The organism is Paenibacillus sp. sgz302191, from assembly GCF_057749925.1.
In genome coordinates this window covers 64723-88100 of sequence record NZ_JBYLHY010000006.1, presented here as the reverse complement: position 1 = coordinate 88100, position 23378 = coordinate 64723, and the positions used below count along the sequence as shown (strand labels likewise).

25 protein-coding genes and 3 tRNA genes are annotated in these 23378 nt (G+C 49.6%); 18 read left to right on the top strand and 10 right to left on the bottom strand.

Annotation, left to right across the window (positions count from 1 at the left end; all coding sequences use genetic code 11):
• Positions 1-302: 302 nt before the first annotated feature.
• From AC3G2T_RS10700 to AC3G2T_RS10685, 4 genes are all read left to right on the top strand, one after another.
• The gene (locus AC3G2T_RS10700) at positions 303-3419 is read left to right on the top strand and encodes an efflux RND transporter permease subunit (protein WP_488435429.1); all 3117 of its coding nucleotides are present in this window, start codon (positions 303-305) and stop codon (positions 3417-3419) included.
• A 27-nt stretch (positions 3420-3446) separates the two neighbouring features.
• Positions 3447-4700, top strand: a complete 1254-nt coding sequence (locus tag AC3G2T_RS10695; protein ID WP_488435428.1) for an efflux RND transporter periplasmic adaptor subunit — start codon at positions 3447-3449, stop codon at positions 4698-4700.
• 21 nt (positions 4701-4721) lie between these two features.
• Positions 4722-6455 (top strand): hypothetical protein, encoded by a 1734-nt coding sequence (locus AC3G2T_RS10690; RefSeq protein ID WP_488435427.1) that lies wholly within the window; start codon positions 4722-4724, stop codon positions 6453-6455.
• Between the two features lie 111 nt (positions 6456-6566).
• Entirely contained in the window at positions 6567-6812 is a 246-nt protein-coding gene (locus tag AC3G2T_RS10685; RefSeq protein WP_488435426.1) for a hypothetical protein, read from the top strand.
• A 323-nt stretch (positions 6813-7135) separates the two neighbouring features.
• Here the strand turns inward: AC3G2T_RS10685 and AC3G2T_RS10680 are convergent, their stop codons facing one another.
• Positions 7136-7648: a 2'-5' RNA ligase family protein gene (locus AC3G2T_RS10680; RefSeq protein WP_474684880.1), complete on the bottom strand. Its 513-nt coding sequence runs from the start codon at positions 7646-7648 to the stop codon at positions 7136-7138.
• A gap of 151 nt (positions 7649-7799) precedes the next feature.
• On the opposite strand from AC3G2T_RS10680, the gene AC3G2T_RS10675 reads away from it, so the two are divergent.
• The 3 genes from AC3G2T_RS10675 to AC3G2T_RS10665 all read left to right on the top strand — a co-directional run bounded on the left by AC3G2T_RS10675 (position 7800) and on the right by AC3G2T_RS10665 (position 8216).
• Entirely contained in the window at positions 7800-7967 is a 168-nt protein-coding gene (locus AC3G2T_RS10675) for a hypothetical protein (protein WP_474684881.1), read from the top strand.
• An 86-nt stretch (positions 7968-8053) separates the two neighbouring features.
• Positions 8054-8130, top strand: a tRNA-Met gene (locus tag AC3G2T_RS10670).
• A 12-nt stretch (positions 8131-8142) separates the two neighbouring features.
• A tRNA-Ile gene (locus AC3G2T_RS10665) sits at positions 8143-8216 on the top strand.
• A gap of 114 nt (positions 8217-8330) precedes the next feature.
• Here AC3G2T_RS10665 and AC3G2T_RS10660 read toward each other — a convergent pair.
• A complete protein-coding gene (locus AC3G2T_RS10660; RefSeq protein WP_474684882.1) occupies positions 8331-9470 on the bottom strand; it encodes a hypothetical protein in 1140 nt (379 codons plus the stop codon).
• 200 nt (positions 9471-9670) lie between these two features.
• On the opposite strand from AC3G2T_RS10660, the gene AC3G2T_RS10655 reads away from it, so the two are divergent.
• The 3 genes from AC3G2T_RS10655 to AC3G2T_RS10645 all read left to right on the top strand — a co-directional run bounded on the left by AC3G2T_RS10655 (position 9671) and on the right by AC3G2T_RS10645 (position 12112).
• The gene (locus AC3G2T_RS10655) at positions 9671-10579 is read left to right on the top strand and encodes an alpha/beta hydrolase family protein (RefSeq protein WP_488435425.1); all 909 of its coding nucleotides are present in this window, start codon (positions 9671-9673) and stop codon (positions 10577-10579) included.
• A 20-nt stretch (positions 10580-10599) separates the two neighbouring features.
• Positions 10600-11949, top strand: a complete 1350-nt coding sequence (locus tag AC3G2T_RS10650) for a Na+/H+ antiporter NhaC family protein (RefSeq protein ID WP_488435424.1) — start codon at positions 10600-10602, stop codon at positions 11947-11949.
• 90 nt (positions 11950-12039) lie between these two features.
• Positions 12040-12112: transfer RNA gene (locus AC3G2T_RS10645), tRNA-Val, on the top strand.
• Between the two features lie 157 nt (positions 12113-12269).
• Here AC3G2T_RS10645 and AC3G2T_RS10640 read toward each other — a convergent pair.
• The 3 genes from AC3G2T_RS10640 to AC3G2T_RS10630 form a co-directional block, all read right to left on the bottom strand.
• Positions 12270-12542, bottom strand: a complete 273-nt coding sequence (locus AC3G2T_RS10640) for a hypothetical protein (RefSeq protein WP_474684885.1) — start codon at positions 12540-12542, stop codon at positions 12270-12272.
• Positions 12543-12702: 160 nt separating this feature from the next.
• A complete protein-coding gene (locus AC3G2T_RS10635) occupies positions 12703-13131 on the bottom strand; it encodes a hypothetical protein (protein WP_474684886.1) in 429 nt (142 codons plus the stop codon).
• Positions 13132-13637: 506 nt separating this feature from the next.
• Complete coding sequence (locus AC3G2T_RS10630; protein ID WP_488435423.1) at positions 13638-14111, bottom strand: hypothetical protein; 474 nt, start codon at positions 14109-14111, stop codon at positions 13638-13640.
• A 307-nt stretch (positions 14112-14418) separates the two neighbouring features.
• On the opposite strand from AC3G2T_RS10630, the gene AC3G2T_RS10625 reads away from it, so the two are divergent.
• Genes AC3G2T_RS10625 through AC3G2T_RS10615 form a run of 3 tightly spaced genes read left to right on the top strand, consistent with a single transcriptional unit; the run spans position 14419 to position 16557 of the window.
• On the top strand, positions 14419-15771 hold the full coding sequence (locus AC3G2T_RS10625; RefSeq protein ID WP_488435422.1) for a right-handed parallel beta-helix repeat-containing protein: 1353 nt from the start codon (positions 14419-14421) through the stop codon (positions 15769-15771).
• Positions 15772-15810: 39 nt separating this feature from the next.
• The gene (locus AC3G2T_RS10620; RefSeq protein WP_474684889.1) at positions 15811-16029 is read left to right on the top strand and encodes a hypothetical protein; all 219 of its coding nucleotides are present in this window, start codon (positions 15811-15813) and stop codon (positions 16027-16029) included.
• A 60-nt stretch (positions 16030-16089) separates the two neighbouring features.
• A complete protein-coding gene (locus AC3G2T_RS10615) occupies positions 16090-16557 on the top strand; it encodes an SRPBCC family protein (RefSeq protein ID WP_488435421.1) in 468 nt (155 codons plus the stop codon).
• A gap of 85 nt (positions 16558-16642) precedes the next feature.
• Here the strand turns inward: AC3G2T_RS10615 and AC3G2T_RS10610 are convergent, their stop codons facing one another.
• Entirely contained in the window at positions 16643-16852 is a 210-nt protein-coding gene (locus AC3G2T_RS10610) for an alpha/beta-type small acid-soluble spore protein (protein ID WP_474684891.1), read from the bottom strand.
• A 436-nt stretch (positions 16853-17288) separates the two neighbouring features.
• On the opposite strand from AC3G2T_RS10610, the gene AC3G2T_RS10605 reads away from it, so the two are divergent.
• From AC3G2T_RS10605 to AC3G2T_RS10590, 4 genes are all read left to right on the top strand, one after another.
• Entirely contained in the window at positions 17289-17615 is a 327-nt protein-coding gene (locus AC3G2T_RS10605; protein WP_474684893.1) for a hypothetical protein, read from the top strand.
• A gap of 145 nt (positions 17616-17760) precedes the next feature.
• Positions 17761-18309 carry a superoxide dismutase family protein gene (locus AC3G2T_RS10600; protein WP_488435420.1) on the top strand — a complete coding sequence of 183 codons (549 nt, stop codon included), beginning with the start codon at positions 17761-17763 and terminating at the stop codon, positions 18307-18309.
• Positions 18310-18329: 20 nt separating this feature from the next.
• Complete coding sequence (locus tag AC3G2T_RS10595) at positions 18330-18839, top strand: hypothetical protein (RefSeq protein WP_488435419.1); 510 nt, start codon at positions 18330-18332, stop codon at positions 18837-18839.
• Between the two features lie 187 nt (positions 18840-19026).
• Complete coding sequence (locus tag AC3G2T_RS10590; RefSeq protein WP_488435418.1) at positions 19027-19197, top strand: hypothetical protein; 171 nt, start codon at positions 19027-19029, stop codon at positions 19195-19197.
• 246 nt (positions 19198-19443) lie between these two features.
• Here the strand turns inward: AC3G2T_RS10590 and AC3G2T_RS10585 are convergent, their stop codons facing one another.
• Positions 19444-19872, bottom strand: a complete 429-nt coding sequence (locus AC3G2T_RS10585) for a CBS domain-containing protein (protein ID WP_474684897.1) — start codon at positions 19870-19872, stop codon at positions 19444-19446.
• 138 nt (positions 19873-20010) lie between these two features.
• Between AC3G2T_RS10585 and AC3G2T_RS10580 the strand changes: the two genes are divergently transcribed.
• A complete protein-coding gene (locus tag AC3G2T_RS10580) occupies positions 20011-20451 on the top strand; it encodes a GNAT family N-acetyltransferase (RefSeq protein WP_488435417.1) in 441 nt (146 codons plus the stop codon).
• On the opposite strand, the gene AC3G2T_RS10575 is transcribed toward AC3G2T_RS10580, so the two are convergent.
• From AC3G2T_RS10575 to AC3G2T_RS10565, 3 genes are all read right to left on the bottom strand, one after another.
• A complete protein-coding gene (locus AC3G2T_RS10575; RefSeq protein WP_488435416.1) occupies positions 20448-22073 on the bottom strand; it encodes an ATP-binding protein in 1626 nt (541 codons plus the stop codon). The two genes, AC3G2T_RS10580 and AC3G2T_RS10575, sit on opposite strands and share 4 nt — an antisense overlap.
• 192 nt (positions 22074-22265) lie before the next feature.
• A complete protein-coding gene (locus AC3G2T_RS10570) occupies positions 22266-22541 on the bottom strand; it encodes a DUF3892 domain-containing protein (RefSeq protein ID WP_474684900.1) in 276 nt (91 codons plus the stop codon).
• A 43-nt stretch (positions 22542-22584) separates the two neighbouring features.
• On the bottom strand, positions 22585-23337 hold the full coding sequence (locus AC3G2T_RS10565) for an MBL fold metallo-hydrolase (RefSeq protein ID WP_488435415.1): 753 nt from the start codon (positions 23335-23337) through the stop codon (positions 22585-22587).
• Positions 23338-23378: the final 41 nt, after the last annotated feature.

Genomic DNA, 23378 nt, shown 5'->3' with positions numbered 1-23378 from the left:
AGCAGTCACATAAAGTCATAGAGACCGCGTTCGTCATATGACCGAATTTATGACCATACATATGACTTAATTCACCTTTTTTTCAACAAAAAACGAATATATAATGAAGCCATGTGAATTGGAAAATATTCGCGTTTTCATGTAGATAAAGAGGGATGCGGGTGGAGAGGAGGCAAATGCCGCGAAAAAATCACAAAAAATTTCAATCTTGTTTTATTTTTTGTTAAGATTTACCGTTTATGATGAAGTCATGTGTATTTAAGCTGCTGCGTCATAAGCAAGTAACGGAGGAGTAGTGAGGGATGATCAAATTAACAGATTTTTCGATGAAAAATGTAGCGGCGGTATTTATTATTATGCTGCTATTGCTTGTGGGAGGCACTTACGCTACCACAACGCTCAAGGTCGAAAGCATGCCGGACATCACATTCCCGGTCGTCTTTGTAAGTACTACATACACGGCGCCTCCTAAAGATGTGCTCGAAGAAATTACCAAACCGATCGAAAAAGCGGTCGCAGGCATCGATGGATTGAAAACACTGACCTCCAGCTCCCAGGACAATTATTCGCAAGTCGTGCTGGAGCTCGAACAGAGCAAAGATCCGGAAAAAGTCAAGCAGGATGTCGAAAGCTTGATCTCCAACGTAAAGCTGCCGCAAAGCGCGGAAAAGCCGAAGGTGCAGACGGCCGGATTTGCTTCCGAACCGGTCTATTATATGGCCGTCTACGGCGAAAACGGGATGAATCAAACCGAGCTGGATAAAGCCTACAAAGATACGATCCTGCCCGGTTTTAACAGCCTGAAAGGCATCGACCACGTCGATTCCGTCGGCAACCAGGACGCCGTCTTGACGATCAAGCTGGATGCGGCGGCGATCAACAACTACGGGATGTCACCGTCGGATGTATCCGCCTTGGTGAAAGCATCGCTCGTGTCGAGTCCTGCGGGCACGGTCGATTTTAACGGAAACACGCAGATGGTTCGCGTCAAAGGCGAGCTGGATACGATCTACAACCTGGACAATCTGAAAATTACGACGAAATCGGGCGACACGCTTTTGCTGAAGCAGCTTGCCAAAGTCGAGGCGATCAGCGAGTCCAAATTTATCGCCCGCCTGGACGATAAACCGGCGATCGGCGTTCTGTTGTACAAAACGAAAGCGGCAAATGCCGTTGAGTTTGCAGACAGCGCGGATAAGCTGATGAAAGGCTGGGAGAAGTCGATCCCCGGCGTCAAATTCCACGTTGTTTTGAACGGCGCCACATCCATTAAGGAATCCGTTCACGGCATGGTGCAGGAAGGCGGCATGGGTGCCGTTCTGGCATCGCTTATGATTTTGCTCTTCTTGCGTAATATTCGCATGACGCTGATCGTACTTGTCTCCATTCCGCTGTCCATTCTCGTCACTTTGCTGTTGATGGCCCCGCTCGGCATCTCCCTTAACATTATGACGCTGGGGGGCATGGCGATTGCCGTTGGCCGGGTCGTGGACGACAGCATCGTTGTTATTGAAAACATATACAGCCAGCTGCAAAAGGCGCACGAGCGCAACGAGTCGGTCATCAGGCTGGCCACCCAGCAAGTGTCCGCTGCGATTACTTCCTCCACCATCACGACCGTCGGCGTATTCGGCCCGATCGCTTTCGTCAGCGGTGTTGTGGGCGAAGTGTTCCGCCCGTTTGCGATCACGCTGGTCTGCGCATTAATGTCGTCGCTGCTCGTCGCGCTGACCGTGATCCCGATGCTCGCCAAGCTGATGGTGCTCAAAAGCAAAAAGATTCCGCATCACGACGAGAGCAAGGTCGGCGGCATAACGCTGCGTTACAAAAATGCGCTGGTTTGGTCGCTGAACAACCGCATCAAAACGCTGCTGATCGCCGGATTAATCTTCGTGCTTTCCATGGTCCTGATCACTCCGCATTTGGCGATGTCGTTCATGCCTGAGAGCGAAAGCGACCGGCAGGCGTACATTCAATTGAAACTGCCGCGCGAGACGTCGCTGGATATGATGAACGAGAAGTCCAAAGAAATCGAGACGATGCTCAAAGCGGCCAAGGATGACAAGGGCAATCCCGTTTTCAAATATAACGAAGCGCTCGTCGGCTACAACATGAGCAATGATAAATACGCATACCGCGCTACGATGTTTACGGAGTTCAACGCTACGATCAATGCCAAAGAAGGCGTGAAAAAATACAAGCAGGAAATAATGAAGCTTCTACCTGCGGGCTCCGAGGTCAATATGGAACTGATCTCGATGGGGGGCGGGGGCGGGAGCAGTTCCGATTTCTCCTACTCGCTCAAAGGCGAAGATCAGCTGTATCTCAAGCAAGCCGCAGAATCGATTAAACAGAAAATGAAAGAGTTTCCGGAGCTTACCGACGTTAAAGACAGCCTGAGCGATTCCAAAACCGAGGTGGAAATTACAGTGGACCAAAACAAGGCCCGCTTGTACGGTCTGTCCGCCGCGCAAATTTTGCAGGTTGTCAACGGCTGGATTGCCGAAGAGAAACTGGGAGATATGAAATTTAACAACGTCACGTACGAGACGAAAGTGATGTTGAATCCGATTTACAAAAATTCGGTCGACAAAATGGGAGAGTTCCTGCTGAAGACGGCTTCCGGCCAAACCATTGAATTGAATGAAGTGGCAAAAATCAAACAAATCGATGCGCCTATCGGCATCAGCCGCGAAGGCCAGGAACAAGTGCTCAATGTTTCCGCCAAAATTGACAGCACCGATAAAGGCGGAGTCAGCAATAAAGTGTCCGCTGAACTGGCCAAAATTGAGCTGCCATCCGGCGTAAGCCGTGAGGTGAAAGGCGTCTCGAACGATATCAACAAGAGCTTTATGGAAATGTTTGTAGCCATGGGAGCTTCGATCTTTATCGTGTATCTCGTCATGGTGCTTGCCTTCGGGAACGCGAGCGCGCCGTTCGCCATTTTGTTCTCACTGCCTTTGGCCGCAATCGGGGGACTGCTGGGGCTGCTGCTTACGGGAGAATCCGTCAACATTACTTCGCTCATCGGTTTCCTGATGCTGATCGGTATCGTTGTTACGAACGCTATCGTGTTAGTAGACCGGGTCCAGCAGCTCAGGGAGCAAGATTACTCGATGCGCGATGCGCTTATTGAAGCCGGCATGACGCGGCTGCGCCCCATTATTATGACGGCGGGAGCGACGATTATCGCTTTGCTGCCGTTAGCACTCGGTTTATCGAAAGGAACGATTATTTCGAAAGGTTTGGCAGTAGTTGTAATCGGCGGTCTGACAACCTCGACACTGCTGACGCTTGTCATCGTGCCCATCGTGTATGAGGTCATATACGGATTCAAAGGAAGAATGGGCCGTTTGTTCGGCAAAAAAGCGAAATCGGATTCCGCCAAAGCGGAGCAAGCAGCTTCGACTGCGCACTAAGCTAACAGGGGAAAAGGAGAATTAAACATGAAACGTCAGTTCCTATCTTTGAAGCGAAGCACCAAATTATTCGGGGTCGTCGCGCTTAGCGCGGCGATCGCCGCAGGCTGCTCAGCCGCTCCGGCTGCCGGCCCAGCCGATAAAACCGCTCAGGAGCAGCAAACAAAGACGGTAAAAACAGCGAAAATTACAAAGCAAAAAATCGGCGATCCGGTCGAACAAGTCGGGGATATCGTTTCCTCCGTCCAGTTGGATGTCGTGACGAAAGGATCGGGCGAAGTCATTGAAGTTTTGAAGAAACGCGGAGACAAAGTCGAAAAGGGCGACATCCTGTTCCGGCTTGACCCGACGGACACGCTGCTTCAAAAAGATTTGAACGCCATAACCCTCAAAGGAGCGCAGCAGGGTGTTTCCTCGGCACAAAAAACGAGTTCCAACGCCATCGCGGATATGAAAGACAATATCGCGACGAGCGAAACGGGCGTCAGCGACGCCGAGAAGGCTTATAACAAGACACGTAACGAATACGACCTGGGCCAAGCTACCAAATCGCAGTTGGACGCTGCCGAAAGCGCGCTTGACAAGGCTAAACGTGCCCTGGAAAGCTTGCGCAGACAATTGAAGACACTGCAGGATACGGACGCTTTGGAAACGGCCCAAAGGCAGCTGGACTCAGCGGAAATCAACAGTAGAACTTTGGAAAGAACGATCGAAAATATGGACGTCAAGGCTCCGGTATCCGGCGTATTGACGGATTTGACCGTGGTCGTAGGCCAGAGCGTAACGGTCGGATACCGGGGCGGAGAAGTGCAGCAAACAGACCCGGTTAAAATCAAATCCCAGCTGACCGAAGCTTCGGCAAATCTGGTAAGAGGCAAAACGGAGCTTATCTATTATGTACCGGGCGTAACCGAGAAAGCGAGCGCCAAAATCGCGTATTTGTCCGACGTCATTAACGGCCAAACCAAAGCTTACGATCTGGAACTGGAAGTTCCTAACCCTGACGGCAAGTTGAAGCCCGGGGCCAAAGCCCAGGTGGAGCTGACCAAAGATGACGAGCAAGTCGTGACTGTCGTGCCGACGCTGAGCATCGTCCGGGAAGGCGGAGACAACTTCGTTTATATTTTGAACGGCGATACCGTGCAAAAGCGGAAAGTGGAGCTTGGCCGCTTGAATGAAACGAATCAGGAGATCTTGTCCGGTGTCAAAGAAAACGAAATTCTCGTGACCTCGGGCCAACATCAACTGAAGGATCAAGATAAAGTGCAGGTCGCTAACTAATACTCTCAGGAGGAAACCAACGTGAATAAGTCTATGAAAAAAACATTGGCAACACTCGTACTTTCGGCTGCGCTTCTTTCGACAGCATCTTATCCGGCATGGGCCGCAGAAGGCGGTGCCGCAAGCGCGCCCTATACGGCTGCGATCGCGAGCTACCCGCTGGCCGCTTCCGTCGAAGTGGAGGTCAAGAGCTTGCTGAATGAACATACGTCCGACACAACGAAGCTTGGCGCCGTCATCCGCTTGAAAAATACGGGTGCCAAAGTAACCCGCGTGCCGGACTTTGAGCTGCGTGTCCGCATGGCTGACGGCGTGGAATATACGCTGGAGCCGAGCGCGAAAAACCCGAAGTCGATCCCGGGCAAAAGCGACCAGGAGCTTAGTTTTATGTCGGTTGTCGAACGGAGCGACGACGCGGCACTGACCAATATCAGCTGGGTGGACGTGGATATGGAAGTGTATCCGAAAAAAGAAACGACGCTGCTGAGCGTACCGCTCGACACTTCGATGGTTTGGAACGGAATCGACAGCAAAATTACGAATCAAACGGCGGTTCTGAAATGGGGAGAAACGTTCACTTTGCCGTCATTGCGTTCTCCTGTCGTCTTCCGGCCGATCGATATCCATAAAGAGGTAACGGCCAAAGGGGTTACCGCCGTCGTTCAAATCGAAGCGTCGAACCCGACTTCCGAGCGTCAAAACGTTCCGGTGTTCGCGCTGGACGGCAAAACCGAGAAAAGCGTTTATTCCGGCAACAGAGCGGAAACGTCCGTTTCTCTGGAAGCGGGAGAGAAAAAATATGTCCACGTCGTTATTCCGACGGATCTGGATACCGAATTTACAAGCCTGAATGTAGTAACGCCGGAGAAATACACGACCGCTGCGGGAGAGGAATCGTACCGCGTAGGCCGCATCAACATCTTGCTTCCAACCGGGGCTGCCGCGCAAAACTTGATCCCGGCTCCTAACTATACGCTGGGAACGCCCGTGAAGCTGGACTCTACGAACAAATATGTTCCTTCCAATGTCGATGTTTCGCTGGAAGAACTGCATGTGACAAGCAATGAAGACGACGGATTTAACACGGCTGTGGCTAAATTCAAACTGACCAACAACAGCGACCGCCCGATCCCGATTCCGGCAATTCAAGCGGAGTTGGTCAGCAAAGACGGCTTCTCATATGCGGGCAGCAGACAAAAAAATACCGCACAGACTGTTGTTCCCAAAGCGTCCTATGTCGTCAGTTACGCATTCGCGCTGCCGGCTTCCGAAACAGGCGAGGGGCTTAGAATGAATCTGTACAGCGGGCAAACGAACGGGGATACCGTCTACAAATCGCTGCTTGCAACGGCTAAAGTGCCTGTTCAAAAAGAATCTTCAGACAATGAGCTGAAGGTGTATCCTTATGACTTGAAAATCAGAGACTGGTCGATAACAGCTCTTTTCCAAGGTTCTGCCAATATTTACAACTACAAGCTAAAGCTTGATCTGGGTATTGAACAAAATAAACAGGTCACCGTAGACGAAAGCAGCTCCAGTCTTCAGTTCGATCTTTACGATAATGTCGGCAATCCGGTAGGAAGCGCGGTAAAACCACTGGCAGGCTCGGGCCGATTGTATAACGGAATGAACACGATTGCCCTGAACGTCAACTCCGGACAGCTCGATTTCCCGCTGACGGTCAAAGTTTACGAAGTATTCACTACAGAAACGAACCGCACCGCCAAACGTTTGCTCACTGTTTTCAAGCAATAATACGTACTCATACAATGGGGCTGTCCCTCAAGCGGCTTTTAGGCTGCCGGAGGGGCGGTCTCTTCTTTTTTTGAGCTGGATGGAGCGGGGCCGACAATTAGGCGCTGGCGCATGGTTGACATCAATGGCACCAATGGCTTCGCTGCGCTTGGAAAACCTGCAAAAGTGCAGGCTTTTTCCGGGAAACCGGCCCGTTTTAGAGAAAAGCCTGCGATTGTACAGGAATTTTCGACGAGTTTGATTCCGAGCCCATGTTCGCGGCGAAATTCCTGCACAATTGCAGGAATTTTTCACTATCAGCGCACCAACGAGCAAAAAACTGCACTTTTGCAGGTTTTCCCCGTGCTTTCAGGTTGATGTACTGCTCTGGTGGAGGGCAATTTTTAACATTCTCACTCTCTCAGATTTTTCGGGCTAAGCCATACCGTTCCATCATAGAGGGCTGGGAAATATTGGTCGCTGTTAAGTATCTCTAAGCGGGCAGGCTCGTGAGAGACTGTGTGCAAAGGAGGAAGGGTGTGAGTTGATGATGGAGTGGAGAGAGTGTTTGACTTGGTCAAATTTAACTTGAAGAGGCAGCGCTAAAGCAAACAAGTCGAGCAAAGGGATCGATTTAACCCGCTGCCCGACTTGTTTTGATCTGACAATTGAAGAAAGGGTTGCCCCTCGACAGTTTCTAGTCATCCGCGAAGCAAAAATGTTTGATAAACGGTCCAGGCTTCGTTCTCCGTTTGAAACAGGAGGTGAATGCGATCCACTTTGGAGCGCAAATCGACGGGGGTATGTCTCAAACTGGACAGGACATCGTGCAGCTCGTCGGCGCCAAGCATTTGCCCGATCGTCAAATGAGGGTTGTACAAATAAGGTTTGTCGGGTTCGGCGAGCAGCTCCGTACAAATGGCATTCCGCAAGTCGATCATCGGCTGCGTATCGGCAAGCGCTAAATAAATGACATGGTTGACGGGATAAAAAGAAGAGAACCGGTTGAAATGCAGCTCAAAGGGAGCTGCCGCTTTCGTCTTCTCCTCAAGATGCGCCGCGGCGGCGGCAAGCTTTTGCTCATCCCACACCTCTTTGTCGCGGAGGGTAAGATGGGGCTGAATCAAATTATAGTGAGGATCGTAGCGCTTCCTGTAGCTGTTCGCAGCGTCTTGCACTTCTTTGGACGGAAAAACGGCGATTCCACAGTTCATGAACACCCCTCCTAAGAACTAGCATATACCTATTATACCGCTTTCCTGCCGCTTCTAACACCTGTATCCATGAAATTACAAGACGCTCATAAGGATGGCCCGTTTTGGTTATGATAGGATTATTGATACTTAACAGACGGAGTGATTGTACATGCGTTGGGTGTATTGGGCAAAATTGTACGATTCCAAATTCCAGGCCGGCTGTTTGGCCAAGCGTATGGAAGAAGACTGGTGGATTTACGGATACGAATGCCCTCAGGAAGTCGAGGTATACAAATCGAAAAAAGGGCGTTTCGGCGTCAGGTACAGCACTTTGTAAAGCAGTTCTGTACGGTAAAAAAATCCTTGACTTTCCATTTGCATTTAGTGTATATTTAATTTTGTCGCTATTAGCGGCAATAACGACGCGGGGTGGAGCAGCCCGGTAGCTCGTCGGGCTCATAACCCGAAGGCCGCAGGTTCAAATCCTGCCCCCGCAACCAAATCTTTCATACGGGCCTATAGCTCAGTTGGTTAGAGCGGTCGGCTCATAACCGATTGGTCGGGGGTTCGAGTCCCTCTGGGCCCATAGCTGAAACCCTTTGCAGAGCAAGGGTTTTTTGTTTTTTTTCGAACGCCGGAGCGCGCTTATTGCCGCGCGCTCCGGCGTTCGTGTTCGGCCGCGCAAGCTGAGTGGCGGCCGTCAAGTGATTTTGGCGATGCGGATGTACCATCGCGCATCGGTGGAGGCTCTTTCGAGGCGGAACAGAATTCGCCTCGTTTTCGGCGCGGTCGCGCGTTCCGGCGTAGCCGAAACATCGACCGCGGTTTCAAGTTCGAGGAGCTGGGACGTATCCAGCTCCGGGAATTTCGACAGGCGGTGCATGCTGCGCACATGCACCGCCTGTTCTTGCCCTGTGGCGGCCTGCAGCAGCTGCAGGTCGCCTTGATTGGCGGCAGCGATCCAGACGTCGATCAGCTGCCAGGGCGAGAGCTTGCTGATGTACTCCGTCAGCAAGCCGGCGGCTCTGTGCACCATGACCTGGTGCGCAGGATCAATGGAGCGGGAGCCGTGTGTCACGCTCCCGAGAAAATGGATGCAGAAATGACCCTTGAAGTCATTTCCGGGAATACCGTCGCCGCCGTGCGGCATGCCGTGCATGGAGGCGGCCAGCGTGCGGCCGTTCAGCTTCACCAGAACGGCCCTCCGGTTCCAGCTCCAGGCGCCGCCGTAGATGCGTTTGAGCGTCGCGGAGTCGGTCTTCGTCAGCGGCTGCACGTCCGCATGGCTGCTTCCGGCGCGGCGCTGCCCCTGGAAGCTCAGACCCGATTCCACGTCGGTAATCGTGAAGCTGCTGTATTTGGGCAGCACCCGGCTGGCCTCCTCCCAGGGGAGCATTTCGCCATAGTGCTTGGCTCTTAGCGACTGCACCTGGTTTTTCAAGTCTTTTTGCACGCGGCCGCTTACGGCCAGCTTCATTTTACCCGCAAGCTCAATGACCTCTCCCTCAGGCGTAACACCGAACGTTTTCGTTTGCCCCTTTTGCACATAAGTTAGCACGGTATCGGGCGGCAGCGCTTCTTCATAGGCGGCCCCCGCTGTCCCTTTTTCCAATTCACGAATCATTTTTTTATCTTTAAAATCCGCAGTTGTTTCATACCTCGCTTGCGGCGCAGCTTTAACGCTTAGATGAATTTGTCCGGCGTTTGCCGGTTCCGCGGCCTGGACGGCTCCATCCGGTTCGGCTGCAAGGAGCGAAACATGCAGGCACGACAACAGCTGAATCATCGCAAAAACGCTTGTTAGCCTGAAAAACCGGCGGCATAATGCCTTTCGGTGCATGGATAGGGGCCTCCTCTTGAGGAAAAGTGACTGCTCATACTCTACAATGAAGTTTTTGCTGGATACGCCGAAAATATGAACTCAAAAGCAAATCCATTTTGCGCCCGGACATATTCTCTCCTGAACAGATTGTGGTAAAATATACGAAAACATGGAGCGTTGAAGGCGTTCTTTGGAACCCTATCGAAAGGAAGATGAGAATGACGGCAAAGCAGCCTTTTCAATTGAATATGGGAGAAAATCGGACGATTCGCGCGGATTTTTATCCTGCAACCGTGCAGCCGGCCAAGGCGACCCTTGTGATCTGCCACGGATACAAAGGCTTCAAGGATTGGGGGATGTTTCCGTTTGCGGCAGCCGAGCTGGCGGAGCAAGTGGACGTTGTATCGATGAATTATTCCCATAACGGAGTCGGAGCCGATCTGCTTGAGTTCACAGAGCTTGAAAAATTCGCAAAAGCCACGTATTCAAAAAATCTTGAAGATCTTGATGCGATGGTCCGTTTGATCGGTTCCGACGTATTTTTGCAGACAATGAACGAAAACAGAGCGGAAACCGTCTTGTTTGACAGGCATGAAATCGAAACATTCTCCGGTGCGCGTGCGGCGCGTCCGATTATTTTGCTCGGGCACAGCCGGGGAGGCGGGGAATGTCTTATCTATGGATTGGATCATTCGAGTTTTGTTGCGGGTGTGATCAGTTGGAACGGCATTACGGACGTCAACTTGTTGACCGAGGAAAATATAGCGGAAATGCGGGCAAATGGCCGTACATATACGATGAATGGCCGAACGAAGCAGCTTATGCCGCTTGATCTGGAAATTTTGGAGGATATGGAGCGGGAAAAGGAACGGTACGATCTGGTTGGCCGAATTGGCGGCGCGGCGATTCCGATCTTTTTGATCCAGGGCACTGAAGACGGGGATAAACGAATCGGCGGCTCCGCCCGGCTTGTGGAGCGAAATCCCGGCGTTCAATGGATAAAGGTGCCGGATGGCGATCATACCTTCGGGGCCGTCCATCCTTTTCAGGGTGAGACTGCGCCGCTTCGGCTGGCTATAGCCGAGACCAAAAAGGCAGTTCGCAGCATACTGGGCCAAAAAGAATAAGGAGTAGGGGGGGCAGGGCGATGCTGACTGCGGGCCGGCTGGTATTTACTGTAAGTGTGACGATCATCGGATTAGCAGCTGCCTATGCGCTTCAAATTCCTCTAGCCCTTGGATTTATGTTGGGGCTTTTTACTTTGATTTTTTATAGCCTGCGGGCAGGCAATACCGTTCGATCTACCGCATCCCAAATGTTGAAAGGGATACAGCATACCAGAGAAGTGATATGGATTCTTGCTTTAGTCGGTTTGATTATCCCTGCCTGGACTGCCAGCGGTACGATTCCGTTTATGATCGACGGGGGGATTTCGCTCATCGATCCGGCTTTTTTCGTCACATTTGCGTTTGTGGTTTCCTTGATTATCTCTATGCTCCTGGGAACGTCTACAGGAACGCTAAGCTCCGTCGGAATCCCGCTCATGGGGTTGGGCGCCGTGCTGCAAATTCCGCTTCCTCTCATCGCCGGCGCGCTCGTATCCGGAGCGTTCGTGGGCGACAGGATGTCGCCGTTTTCCAGCGCCCATCAGCTGACGGCGGCTTCCACAGGCGTGGCTGTGAAAAGGCAATTCAAAGCATTGCTCCCGACCACAGTCGGTGCGATTGGATTGTCGGCCGTCTTTTTCGTGGCGCATGATTTGAACGGAGGCTGGCACAAAAGCGGCGTATCCGCCTTGCAGGAGCAGTTTCGCGGCGGATTTGCCTATAGCTTGTGGCTGCTGCTGCCTGTGCTTATTCTTTTAGGATCCATTTTGTTCCGTATCCGAACGAGGAATGCCTTTATTTGTTCGATCGCGGCTGCAGTTGCCGCCGGTACTATTTTTCAGCATATTCAGTGGAACGAATGGATTCGCGTTTTGTGGGACGGATACCATTCCGGTGCGTTTACTTCCCTGCAAACAAAAGGGCTGTCAGGCATGATCGAGCTGATGATTCTTATTGCGCTTGCCGGTGCGTACAACGGCATCCTCGAAGCGAATCAAGCTCTGCAGCCATACATGCAAAAGCTGCTCGGCACCACGTCCTCACTCTTCGTTGCCACGCTGCGGGCATCTCTTTTCGGACTAGTGCTTAGCCTCATATCCTGCACGCAAACGTTGCCGATCATGATGACCGGACGCAGCCTGCTGCCGATTTGGGAGCTGCGGTTTCCCCGCAGCCAGCTCGCCCGTGTCGTCGCGGATTCAAGCCTCGTTTTCGCCGCCATCATCCCTTGGAACATGCTGGCCATCGTATGCGGTACGATTCTTGGCGTGCCGGCGGAAAGCTATCTCCCGTATGCGCCGTTTTTGTGGACGCTGCCCTTGTGCACATGGACGTGGTCCCTCGCAAAGAGCAATTGGAGGGTGAAGAGGGGGATGGATATTTCAGCCTGACATGCAGCTAAAATGAATGAATAAAAAAAGTTTAGAAAAGTTGTTGACAATTAGATAAATTCTTGATATATTACTACTTGTCACTGAAACGACTTGTTAGCTCAGCTGGGAGAGCACCATCTTGACAGGGTGGGGGTCAGTGGTTCGAGCCCACTACAGGTCATATAGAAAAACCCTTGATTATCAAGGGTTTTTTGCATTTCTGAGACTTTGTCTACTTGTAAATGATTGCAAAAATCGGTTCCTGGTCAAGATTTGGTCAAGAATGCTCTTTTCGGCCAAAAATAAAAGCTCACTCGATATTGGATGAGTGAGCTTCACTACATTTTTCGTTTAAAATCCCGAATATATGAGTCCGTTTCAATGGATTTTACGGAGAGCATTTCAAGAATGCGATCTTGCCTTTCTTGTCCTTGCATCAGTTCTTTGACAATGCTTTTGACTTCTTGCATATCCGACCCCAGCGTATCGGCTTTGCTCTCGAACCGATCAGTTTTGTCCTCAAGCGTCTTCAGCCTGTTGTTATTTTCCCCAACCATTTTGATTAGTGTTCCCAGCATTTCTTCCATGCGGTTTAATTGGTTGTCCTTCATCCGTTTAGCCTCCTGTTAGTAATTTAAATATAACATAACATGGCAAAACTCTGCTTGTAAACTTATTGTTCAGCATCCCATCCATTATCGTACAGCCTTAAAAGCCGAAACCCTTGATTTCTAAGGGCTTTCGGCTTTGTCTGCTTTTAGATATGCCGGATTACACTCCGAAATAAATTTTTGCGGATTCGCTGTCGGCTTGATATTGGGAATAGATCCGGTCAAGCTCCCATTGGTCATAAGCATGATTCCAATCTTCGATAACTACTCTATCCAATTCGGTTTTATAAGCTTGATAGCTGGAATAGTTTAAAAGATCCAAGCGGGGGGTTCCGGTTCCCAAGCCGTTGTAATAAGGGGTCGCAATCGCAATATCGGCTCTGTAATGTCTATATTGCTCGTCAAGCTCCCATTGATCGTGGGCATTGTTTCCATCAATTGCATATTGCTTCTCCAATGCTGCTTTATATGTGTTGAATGTGCTGTAGTTGTGCAAATTAACCAGCGGGTGAGCAGAGGCGGCCGAAGCGACTGTGAACAGCGAAGCGGCGACAGCAACGGATAGTACGAATGATTTTACATTTTTCATAAATAATCCCTCCACAATATATGTTTGGTTTGTAATACAATAAAAGCATATAAAATAAGGGATTATATTACAATATGTTTACCAAAAAATAACATTACTAGCGGTGGATTCAACTGTTCCAAACAACAGCAGCACAAAATAAAACCTCCTGACCCGGAAGTCAGAAGGCATGTTTTGCAGCTCAGCTTATTTGTTTCTTATGTAAGCTCAATTCGTAGTTTCGATGTAGGCGTAGCTAGGAGTCAGCTGTATTTGAAATAAACCGGTCCGGAGGTTCATTTTGCTCGTTGTCATCACCAATAGAAATACCAATTATAAATAATACGGCTATCAGCAAACAAATGATTTGTATCATAAATGTCCCCCCTTTTATTCGAATATTAGCAGATTTTCAAAATGAATTCTGTTTGAAAATAAACAAAATTGCAATTTTTTTCATCTATTGAAAGAAAAAAACGTCCCCGTAACATAACAAAAGGGGCTGCTTGAAAGCGGCCCCGGGCGTATCAGGAAGTTTTGGATTTTTTGGTCGTGGCAGTATGTTTGACGGTGTACAGCTTGCTGTTGAAAATTTGGTTTCTGATGAATTTCCCGATTTTTTGTTTGGTTTTGGCCGTGTCAGCCGCTTTGATTGTGCCCTTCTTGGCTGCCGCGTCAATTTCCTTGTCGGCAATGTCGATGAGCTTTTGTTCGAAAGCTTGTTCCGGAAAGCCTTTCTCTTTAGCAATTTTGGCCAACGTAACGTGTTTGGCTAATTCGGCGTAGATCGTTTTTTCGTCTGTTTTTAAAACGGAAGCGGAGTTGGCAACCAGTTGAGCGGTTGACCATCGAGCATAATTTTGCGCAACGTTTTTGGTGTGAACGGTATGCTTGGCCGTCGTTTGGGCATACGCATTGCCGCTTAATAAGGTGGAGCTGCCGCCTAACAGCAATGCTGCCGCGGCTAAAACAGCGGCTGATTTTTTCCTGATACTGCTCATTTTTCGATCACTCCGGCTCTCAATATGTACTACAAAAGAAATGTAGCATTCAATTATGAATGCTACCTTAAAATGAGATGAATTTTCCAAATTTTCACTTTGGGCTGGCGATTTATTTGGAAGTCTCGCGGTGATGTCCGCCGCCATGGTAGTGTCCGTCATGATAGTGGCCGCCGTGCCATCCATATCCGAATGGGCGTTGCTCCGTCAAACGGATCGACTTGGGGCGGTGCTATTTTCATATCTTGGAACATATGAAGAAGTGAAGCGAAATAACAGGACCGCAGAAGGCGGGGAGGTGATGCCAATGTTCAAGTACGATATTACGAATTATGGGGCGGTAGGAGACGGAAATTCGGATCAAACGGTAAAAATCATGGATGCCATCAGCGCGGCCGCAGCGGCAGGAGGAGGAACCGTTTATGTGCCGAACGGGGTATTTTTAGTGGCAAGCGCGATCACCATTCCGTCCAATATTTCGCTGGTAGGGGAAGGGGAGCTTTCGATTCTTAAAGCTTCTTCGAGTTTTGCGGGCTCTGCGGTGGTGATTACGAATGGGAGCTTGTCAACCGTTTCCAATTTGACTTTTCAGTTAAATACGTCCGGAGAAATCGGCATTTATATTGCCGGGGGGACTTCCGTGCTGACCATTTCGAATGTGTGCTTTTTAGACGGTACGCAGGGTGTCGCCATCAATAACGGTTCGACGACTTTTGTGAACGGCATTTCAATTCTTCAGTGCAAGTTCGGTAATGTCGGATACGGCATTTTACTGAACAATAGTGCCCGGGGCAGAGGACTGCTCGTCCAAGGGTGCTCGTTTTTTAACGGGGGATACGATTATATTGAAATTAATTTGGCTGATTTCTCGAATATTTCCATCGTGGGCAATTATTTTGATTTGTTGTCCAACGTAAGCGCGAGCGCCGGATTTGCAATCGGTGTAGCGGGCGGCGGAAGCATGACGATAACCGGCAACGTGTTTTACGGGATTCATAAAGAGGCTGTCCACATACAGAACTCATCCAACGGCATCACGGTTTCCGGCAACGTCTTCGAGGAATGCGGATACTCGTTTGCCGACGGTACGCCGTACAGTGTCATTAACTGCATCAGCGGTTCCTATAACGTTACGATAACCGGCAATACGTTCAGGAATACCCAAAGGAGATCGACGGCCATTCATTTAGCCGCATCCGGGGGAGCCAACGCATCCAGATGCAGCATTTCCGGCAATACGATTTCGGGATTCGATGTGGGCGTGTCTAACAATGAGCAGCTGCTATGTTCTTATGCCGACAATACGATCAGCGATTGCGGGACAGCTTTTTACGGCAATAAATTATTCAATCAAACTTATTCGGACAATGTAATATCGAACTGCACGAATGCTTTCGTATTTGCAGGGTATCAATTGTATTACGCCTACACGGATACGAAAATTTCGTTCATTGGCAATCAGGTCGGGGCCGATGTGCAGAACGGTTTTGTTACGGACGATACATCGATCTATGTAATGCGCAGAACTTTTATCGGAAATCAAGGCTTATCGATACCGAGCAAGGTTGTCAATGATTCTTCCGCGCTGGACATTAACAGTCTGAGAGCGGATCACAATCTGCTTCTGGCCAAACTGCGGATCCAAAAAATTGTCGAATAGGTGACTTTGTCTTGCGATACGGAAGGAGGCTGAATTGCGATGAAACGAGGACGTTCGAAGAAACTAAATATCGTTTTGTATGCGTGTCTAATGGCGACGATACCCACGATGGTATATCTTGAAATTCATCATTACTTTTGGATGAGCCTTGTACTGGTCTGTGTCATGTTCGCGATTTCGATGGTTATGTTCGGATTGTCCGTTTACGAGCACGAGAAAGCCGGAGAAAAAGCCAAACAGAAGAAATTTTTGAATTAGGAGTCGGGCATGAATGCTTCCCGGAAAATGCTATAATGGATGCTGACTGGGGGAACCGACATGCCTGTAATTCGAATCGAGCTATACATTAACGCTCCGAAAGAGATTTGTTTTGATTTGGCGAGAAGTATCGATATTCATGCCAAGTCCGCTTCGCAGACGAAGGAGAGGGCGGTAGCCGGCGTGACGAGCGGTCTTATCGAGTTGGGGGAGACGGTCACTTGGGAAGCCGTTCATTTTGGCATCAGGCAGCGGTTGACGGCCAAAATTACGGAGTTCGACAAGCCGCACCGTTTTGTGGACGAGATGGTCAGCGGAGCTTTTCAGCGTTTCCGGCATTCGCATGAGTTTGCGGATAGCGGAGCGGGAACGATCATGACCGATGTGTTTGATTACACCTCGCCGCTCGGGGTGCTCGGCAAGCTGGCGGACATGATGTTTTTGAAGCGGTATATGGCCGGGTTTTTGCAAAAGCGGAACGCATATATAAAGCAAATGGCCGAACAAGCCCACGGCCGGCGGGAATAAAGCGCCGAATTTGCATTGCAAAGGACTGTCCGCCCCGCAAGGGGAGACAGTCCTTCTATGCTTTGCTTGCTCCTACATCAAAGGATTAGCGTTTGAAGCCGGAAAGCTGTTGCTCGGCAATTTGCACCAGACGCTTGGTAATGTTGCCGCCGATTGCTCCGGCATCGCGTGTGGCCAGGTTGCCGTTGTAGCCAGTCGGAGAGAGCGGAACACCAATTTCCTGAGCGACTTCGTACTTCAGTTGATCCAATGCTGCCTTTGCTTGTTGTACGACTAAAGCGTTGTTAGTTGCCATTGATCATCATCTCCTTTTTTATGGTACGCCTTTATTGTTTTGAATGTTCAGACTATTTATACGGGCAATCACAATAATTTTTCCGCTCAGAACTGACGGAACCGATTGCCTTCGCTCCCGCTCATAAAAATAAGGCGTGCACATATACATAGAAAGTCAAAAGATATATAAGGAGATGGTTCGTGCGTGAACAATGTGATTATTTTTTTTAATCAGAGGAAAGTTCCAGTGAGGTTGATTGGCACCGACCGAAAGCTCCTTCCGAGGTTAATCAAGGCGTTAGGGTCCAACAAAATAACGATCGGCAGGATACGGGAGTCGCTGGTGAAGATCGACCTTCTGGGCTCGGAAGCGATTGTGTATTCTTCACAGGGCGATAAATTCCGGATCCCTATCTTTTAATAAAGCGTGAGTCAGCCGGCAAGGAGGAACCTTTATGAATCGGTCGGATGTTATTTTGGAATTGCAGCTTGTGCCTGAATTGCTGAAACAGGCGGAAGCGATCTATACGGATGCCGTAACGGAATTGGCCTGGGCGAAGCATCGGCTGCTTGCCAAAGAGTGCGAAGTGATCGGCGAAGGCTTGGTGAACGGGAAGAACGAGCAGCAGCGCCAAGCCGAGATGTGGCCGTATACCAAAGATTTGCAGGAGCAGGTTTTACGCGTGGAAGCCGCGGTAGAGCATGCCAAGGTCGAATTCCATTTTTACAAGCGCAAGCTGGAAAATTTGCAAACGATCGCCAAGCTGATGACCATTTTATAACATATAGCCCCATAGTAGTCTGCAATCGAAAAGATTGCGGATTTTTTTTTGAAAAATTGTATCCGTTTGATGTTTACTGTCGGATTCACTTGCGCATCCTAAGTGTAGTTTTTGCAAATCCCAAGACGCAGGAGGTCAATCGTCCGTGAATTCGACAAAATTATTGTTGGCCGCAAGTGCCATGCTGCTTACGATAAGCGGTTGCCAGAGTGTGAAAAGTGTTTCTGTTAAGGAGGCGGGGCAGCCCGCTGAAATTCAGGTGTCCATGATCGGAACGACCGGGCAAAAGATCGGTTCGGCGAAGCTGCAGTCCGTAGCGGATGGAGTTCGGATTCAGCTTCAGGTCAGCGGATTGAAACCGGGTATGCACGGTTTTCATATTCATGAGAACGGCGTGTGCGAAGCTCCGGAATTTACTACCGCTGGCGCCCATTTCAATACGTATAAGAAAGAACATGGATTCCTGAATCCCAAGGGAACGCACGTAGGCGATCTGCCAAATTTGGCGGTGGATGCGCAGGGAAACGGCCAAATGGACGTAACGACAAAGTTGGTCGTTCTTCCTCAGGACAAGCCTAACTCGCTCTTGAAGCCCGGCGGTACAAGCTTGATTATCCATGAGCAGGTCGATGATTTCATTACAGACCCGTCAGGCAATTCGGGCAAACGAGTCGCCTGCGGCGTTGTGAAATAAGCAAAGGGGCGATTATGATAATGATCAAAACTCAAGACTTGAAGCTGCAAATGGACGAACTGACCAAGCAAAACGATATGATGCTTATCGAACTGGAGCAGATGAAAAAAATGTTACAAAACAGCGGACAGGACTCGCAGAACGGGCAAAATCAGGATCAAAACAGCGGCGGGCAGCAGCAAGCGTCCGGTAATAACAGCCAGCCGCAAGATCAGGCCGGTTGTCAGGACCAGCAGACTCAGTCAAACCAACAAAATCAGCAAAATCAACAAAATCAACAAAATCAGCAATCGAATCAAAGGAACGGCGGCGGAAACCAGGTGTCGGATTTGGCGTACGAGCTGCTGAAAATTAAAGATCTTGTGGAAAAATTGGAGCAAAAGACGGCGCAATACGTTTGCAACCAGTCCAGCGGGGCGATGACGGAGAAGGACGCCGTAAATTTGGTGCTCACCCTGATGAACGGCATGGTCGATTGGGCCAGTGAATTTGTTTCATCCAAAAATTCGTCTTCCGGCCAATTGCAATAAGACAAAGGAACCGCCTGCGCGGTTCTTTTTGTCGAAATGGCAATTATTCGATCAAGATTTCTTTATATTGGATTGATTTATTTTTTAGGAGTTTCGACAATATGCACTTATTTACAGGAGCTGGAATGATGGTTAAAGTATAGGGTAGAAAAAGAGAATAGACAAACCATTAAACGAGGTGCGGATCATGAGAGAAATGGATATCAGTAAAGTAATGAACCAGTTAGGGCTGCATATGGCCGATTTCGGGCGGTGGCTGAGTGAGGAAGAAGAATCGGACAACAGCGACATTCCGACGCCGCCTGTACAGCCCTTCGCCAAGCCGATGCCGTCTGAACCGGTGAAATTTCCTCAATAAGATGCCGTCATATCGAAGCTGCAGCTGCGGAATCGGGCTTCTTTTCTTCTGCATTGTTCCTCAGCGGCAACCATTCTTTCGCTGTCCGTCGTTGTTTCATTCCTCGCACATCCTGCTTTCCACTCAGTAAAAAACCTATCATTCTTATCCAATTATATCGATTGCCATTATTACATACGTTTTTTTGGTGACCGCAATATGCAAAAATAAAAACAAAGCCGACTTGGGAGGCCGGCTTCATTAGCTTTAATGCTCTGCCGCGGCAGAAGGAGATCTGAACATCTGTTTGGCGCAATATTCGATGATATCGCTTCTGCGCACGATGCCGATAAATTTATCCGCGTCATCGACGACAGGAACGAAGTTTTGCACTTTGGCCAGTTCGATTAAATCTTCCATATCCGCGTGGATATGAACCGGTTTGTTGTTCATTCGCAGCGGCACTTCCTGCAGGAGGTGCCGGTGAGCGTTCTCGAAGCCGATGCCTTCGGAATTTTTGAGAAACCAGAGCAAGTCGCCTTCTGTAACGGTCCCGACGTAGTGGCCGTTCTCGGAGAGGATCGGAACTGCCGTGTACCGATGGTATTCCATGCGTTCCAGAATTTGACGCAGCGTTGTCTGCATAGTAGTCGTAATAACTTCAGATTTGGGTAGTAGGAAGAAGGCTATATTCATTGACAAAACTCCTTTTTGCAAGCTCATACTCTCATTGTATCAAAAAGTGGGGACAGAATCTAAACCGGCGGCGAAATCGCCGCTTGCGGCAGCCCCGGCAATGAGATAAGCTGGACTTTGGAAAGGAAGGTGCGTCACATGACAGAAACGATTCACGTAACGAACAAGGAACAACTGCAGTCCTGTTTCGATATCCGGATGAAAGTATTTGTAGAGGAACAGCAGGTTCCCAAACATTTGGAAATGGATGAGAAGGACGAGTCTCACGAAGCAAGCCATCATTTTCTTCTTCTCGAAGGTGGACAAGCTGCCGCGACAGCGCGTTGGTATATGTATGCGGAAGGAATCGCCAAATTGCAGCGGATTGCTGTTCTTGCGGAACACCGCGGCAAAGGCCTGGGCAAGGAGCTTGTCCTTGCGATGGAAGAGCACGCGAAAGAGCTGGGGTGCGTCTCCGCGATGCTGGATGCCCAATGCCAGGCGGAGGGCTTTTATACGTCGCTGGGCTATCATGTCGTTTCGCCCGAGCCGTTTGACGATGCCGGCATCCCGCACGTCAGCATGCAAAAGCCGCTTTAAATATAAGCGGCTTGGTCCAGCGGAGCGCTTTGATTCGAAGCGAGCGGGAATGTAATAATAAAGCGGGTGCCTTGGCCGACCTGGCTCTCCACTTCCAGGGTCCCTTCGTGATCCTGGACAATTTTGTAGCAGATGGACAAGCCAAGCCCTGTACCGCTTTCTTTTGTCGTGTAAAAGGGATGAAATATTTTTTCTTGCAAATCGCTCGGAATGCCAGGCCCGTTGTCCTCTACGACGAGTGTCGCATGCTTCTGGTCGGCAGTGAGCTGCAGCCGGATCAAGCCGTTTTCCGTGATGGCCTCGCATGCATTTTTCACCAAATTGAGAATCAACTGAATCATTTTATCCTGATCCATAACGACATATACAGGCGTGCCCGGTATGTTGTAGCTTAAAATATGCCCCAGCCTGGTGGCTTCAGACTCCGTCAGCGAAACGACCCTAGCTACGCACTCATGCAGCGAGTGGATGCTGAACTGTGTGGAATGCGGCTTGGAAAACTGCAGAAATTCAGCCGTAAGCTCACTCATTCGATCGATTTCGTCCATAATCATTGAGTACCAGCTTTCGATATTGTAATCGTTTGCTTTAGAAATTTGCAAAAAACCGCGGATGGTCGTTAACGGATTGCGTATTTCGTGGGCCATGCCGGAAGCCAATTCTCCCACTACCCGCAGCTTTTCCGACCGCAGCATATGCTCCTCGCGTTTTAGCCACACTTCCCGTTTCTTCAAAAATAAATGGTGCTCGGCCATAAGTATCAGATCATCCTTCGTCTGTCCTTCAAACGGATAGGTAGCGATGCCGTATGTAATTTGGATGCCCGTCAGCTTGGGAAGCTCCGAATCGAGCTGCAGTTTGTAGGAGGCGACATTGTTTTTGTGGTTGCCGTCTTGCAGCGGCATGACGACCGCAAACTCATCTCCTCCGTACCGGGCGACGATCAGAGCGTCAGAGAACAAAATTTTCAGCAGCTCGGCGATTTGCTTTAAAATAAAGTTGCCGGCCTGGAAACCGCGCGCCGTATTCATGGACTTCAAGTCATAGCAGTCGATCAAAATGAGCGCCAGGCTGCTTTTTTCGGCAACAAGCTCTTCCAGACGGCGGTGGCATTCCTCGTAGTTGTACAGCCCGGTCAAGGAATCCCGCGTCGAGAGTCTTGTCCGCTCTTTCCTCAGAAGCTCCGTCTGTTTCGCTGCGGATCGATTGGAGCGGGTCAATGCAAAAGCGGACGCGAAATGCAAACAACCGCTGACGGCAAACAACCAGAGCAAGCCCGGACCGTAAGCGCCAGGCATATTGGCGGCAATTGCCATATAAACGACTGTATAAGCGGCTGCTAACGGCCATGCCGCACGCCTGCGCTCTTCCATGCCAATATCCCGGGACATGGAAAGCAGGTACAGCGCCAGCGCTATATTTTGCTGTGCAGCCCAGTGAAAGCCGCCTATTAACAGCAGGCGAACCCAGGGGAGGGCGGCATGCCGATTGTTCAGATGCAGGCTCGACATATACAGAACGCAGTACAAAATAACAGGAGCGGGATAAATGGCGCTATTTGTCACAAATGCATATACGCACATAACACCGGCATAAGCGTAAAGAATACAGTTCAAGATCACGATATCATCTCCTGAGTGCATGTATGACTTTATGTTAAAAACAGGGAATTCGGATGAGCAATATGTGTAATGTTCTCTATAGACAAGTAAATACCTGCATGACGATAGTAAATATTAGTAAATAAAGGCGGATTTTCTCGAAAAAAAGAACCCGCGAGCCGAAGTCTCTGCGGATTCTTGTTTAAAACCAAACTAGAACGTAGGTAAATTGTCCAAATTGTTATCGGGATTGCCGTCGGCGTCCGAACGCAAATGCTCATCGCCGTCCCGGCCCCTGAATACGTTGACATGTTCAATCTGTCCGGCTTTGGCCATCTGCTGCGCCTGTTTGTAATCGACGACGGCTCCCGACGACAATTGCAGTTGGACGATGTCGCCGTCCCCGTTTTTGCGTACGGCTACGACTTGCTCTTTGCCGGATTGCGCGGCAGCGCCGGTTTTTGCCGAAGTTGGGTCAAAAGGGTTCATTTCAATCGCCTCCTCTGTATAGGATGGCTGGAAGGCGGTGTTTTTATTCGGATAAGTTCACGGTTTGATGCTGGCGCACAAATGTCATACGGCCTGTTTTGCCGATGTAACTCTCCATGGTGTCGTTGTAATGCATCAAATAAATGCGCTGCTGAATGTCGTCCGGAAGCGTCAGCAATTGATCGAGCGTAGCGTGGATCATCGGCGTCCCGCTAAGCTGGCAGTCGTGAAAAATAACGGTGCACTTCCGTCTGCCTACGACCTCGTCCACGATCAGGCTGCGGTCAAATTGAATATCGGCGCTGTAAAAAGCATGATGGTTAATAAATATGGAATAACTCGGTTTATCCGGTATGTGCGGTGTCTGTATCATTTCGATGTGAAGTCCGGGAAATATCAGGGTTGGCACGGAAGCTTCGACGATCACGACTTCGAAATAGTCCGATAGGCCGACGCATCCCGCGCTCGGGTTATACATGCCGCCTTTGAGCGTATGCTCCCACAGCGTTTCGGCGACCGGCTGCGTGACAAACAGCTTGATCCGTTTCTTGTTATAATCGTAAAATAAACGAAAAGCGATCTCTTCCAGACCGAAAACATGGTCCGCATGTATATGTGTAATGATAATCCCGTCAAGTTGGTCCGGGGCAATCCCTAGCTGATAAAGCGATTGGGGAGTCGAGTAGCCGCAATCAATGAGCACCTTTTGACGATCGTGAATGATCAGCGCACTTGTATTATAATAGTTTTTTGCAAATGCACTGCCGGTGCCTACCATTTGAATTTGCAAACTCATTCATTCGCCTCCAATATTCGACAAAAAAGCCTCTTTTTCTA

What these genes read in the sequence shown, in the direction of transcription:
- AC3G2T_RS10585 (WP_474684897.1), bottom strand. Translation starts at nt 19,872, where the DNA reads ATGAATATAGCCTTCTTCCTACTACCCAAATCTGAAGTTATTACGACT.
- AC3G2T_RS10700 (WP_488435429.1), top strand. Translation starts at nt 303, where the DNA reads ATGATCAAATTAACAGATTTTTCGATGAAAAATGTAGCGGCGGTATTT.
- AC3G2T_RS10570 (WP_474684900.1), bottom strand. Translation starts at nt 22,541, where the DNA reads ATGAACCCTTTTGACCCAACTTCGGCAAAAACCGGCGCTGCCGCGCAA.
- AC3G2T_RS10630 (WP_488435423.1), bottom strand. Translation starts at nt 14,111, where the DNA reads ATGAGCAGTATCAGGAAAAAATCAGCCGCTGTTTTAGCCGCGGCAGCA.
- AC3G2T_RS10635 (WP_474684886.1), bottom strand. Translation starts at nt 13,131, where the DNA reads ATGAAAAATGTAAAATCATTCGTACTATCCGTTGCTGTCGCCGCTTCG.
- AC3G2T_RS10620 (WP_474684889.1), top strand. Translation starts at nt 15,811, where the DNA reads ATGAAACGAGGACGTTCGAAGAAACTAAATATCGTTTTGTATGCGTGT.
- AC3G2T_RS10565 (WP_488435415.1), bottom strand. Translation starts at nt 23,337, where the DNA reads ATGAGTTTGCAAATTCAAATGGTAGGCACCGGCAGTGCATTTGCAAAA.
- AC3G2T_RS10680 (WP_474684880.1), bottom strand. Translation starts at nt 7,648, where the DNA reads ATGAACTGTGGAATCGCCGTTTTTCCGTCCAAAGAAGTGCAAGACGCT.
- AC3G2T_RS10605 (WP_474684893.1), top strand. Translation starts at nt 17,289, where the DNA reads ATGAATCGGTCGGATGTTATTTTGGAATTGCAGCTTGTGCCTGAATTG.
- AC3G2T_RS10615 (WP_488435421.1), top strand. Translation starts at nt 16,090, where the DNA reads ATGCCTGTAATTCGAATCGAGCTATACATTAACGCTCCGAAAGAGATT.
- AC3G2T_RS10580 (WP_488435417.1), top strand. Translation starts at nt 20,011, where the DNA reads ATGACAGAAACGATTCACGTAACGAACAAGGAACAACTGCAGTCCTGT.
- AC3G2T_RS10685 (WP_488435426.1), top strand. Translation starts at nt 6,567, where the DNA reads ATGGTTGACATCAATGGCACCAATGGCTTCGCTGCGCTTGGAAAACCT.
- AC3G2T_RS10640 (WP_474684885.1), bottom strand. Translation starts at nt 12,542, where the DNA reads ATGAAGGACAACCAATTAAACCGCATGGAAGAAATGCTGGGAACACTA.
- AC3G2T_RS10655 (WP_488435425.1), top strand. Translation starts at nt 9,671, where the DNA reads ATGACGGCAAAGCAGCCTTTTCAATTGAATATGGGAGAAAATCGGACG.
- AC3G2T_RS10590 (WP_488435418.1), top strand. Translation starts at nt 19,027, where the DNA reads ATGAGAGAAATGGATATCAGTAAAGTAATGAACCAGTTAGGGCTGCAT.
- AC3G2T_RS10650 (WP_488435424.1), top strand. Translation starts at nt 10,600, where the DNA reads ATGCTGACTGCGGGCCGGCTGGTATTTACTGTAAGTGTGACGATCATC.
- AC3G2T_RS10595 (WP_488435419.1), top strand. Translation starts at nt 18,330, where the DNA reads ATGATCAAAACTCAAGACTTGAAGCTGCAAATGGACGAACTGACCAAG.
- AC3G2T_RS10610 (WP_474684891.1), bottom strand. Translation starts at nt 16,852, where the DNA reads ATGGCAACTAACAACGCTTTAGTCGTACAACAAGCAAAGGCAGCATTG.
- AC3G2T_RS10695 (WP_488435428.1), top strand. Translation starts at nt 3,447, where the DNA reads ATGAAACGTCAGTTCCTATCTTTGAAGCGAAGCACCAAATTATTCGGG.
- AC3G2T_RS10625 (WP_488435422.1), top strand. Translation starts at nt 14,419, where the DNA reads ATGTTCAAGTACGATATTACGAATTATGGGGCGGTAGGAGACGGAAAT.
- AC3G2T_RS10660 (WP_474684882.1), bottom strand. Translation starts at nt 9,470, where the DNA reads ATGCACCGAAAGGCATTATGCCGCCGGTTTTTCAGGCTAACAAGCGTT.
- AC3G2T_RS10675 (WP_474684881.1), top strand. Translation starts at nt 7,800, where the DNA reads ATGCGTTGGGTGTATTGGGCAAAATTGTACGATTCCAAATTCCAGGCC.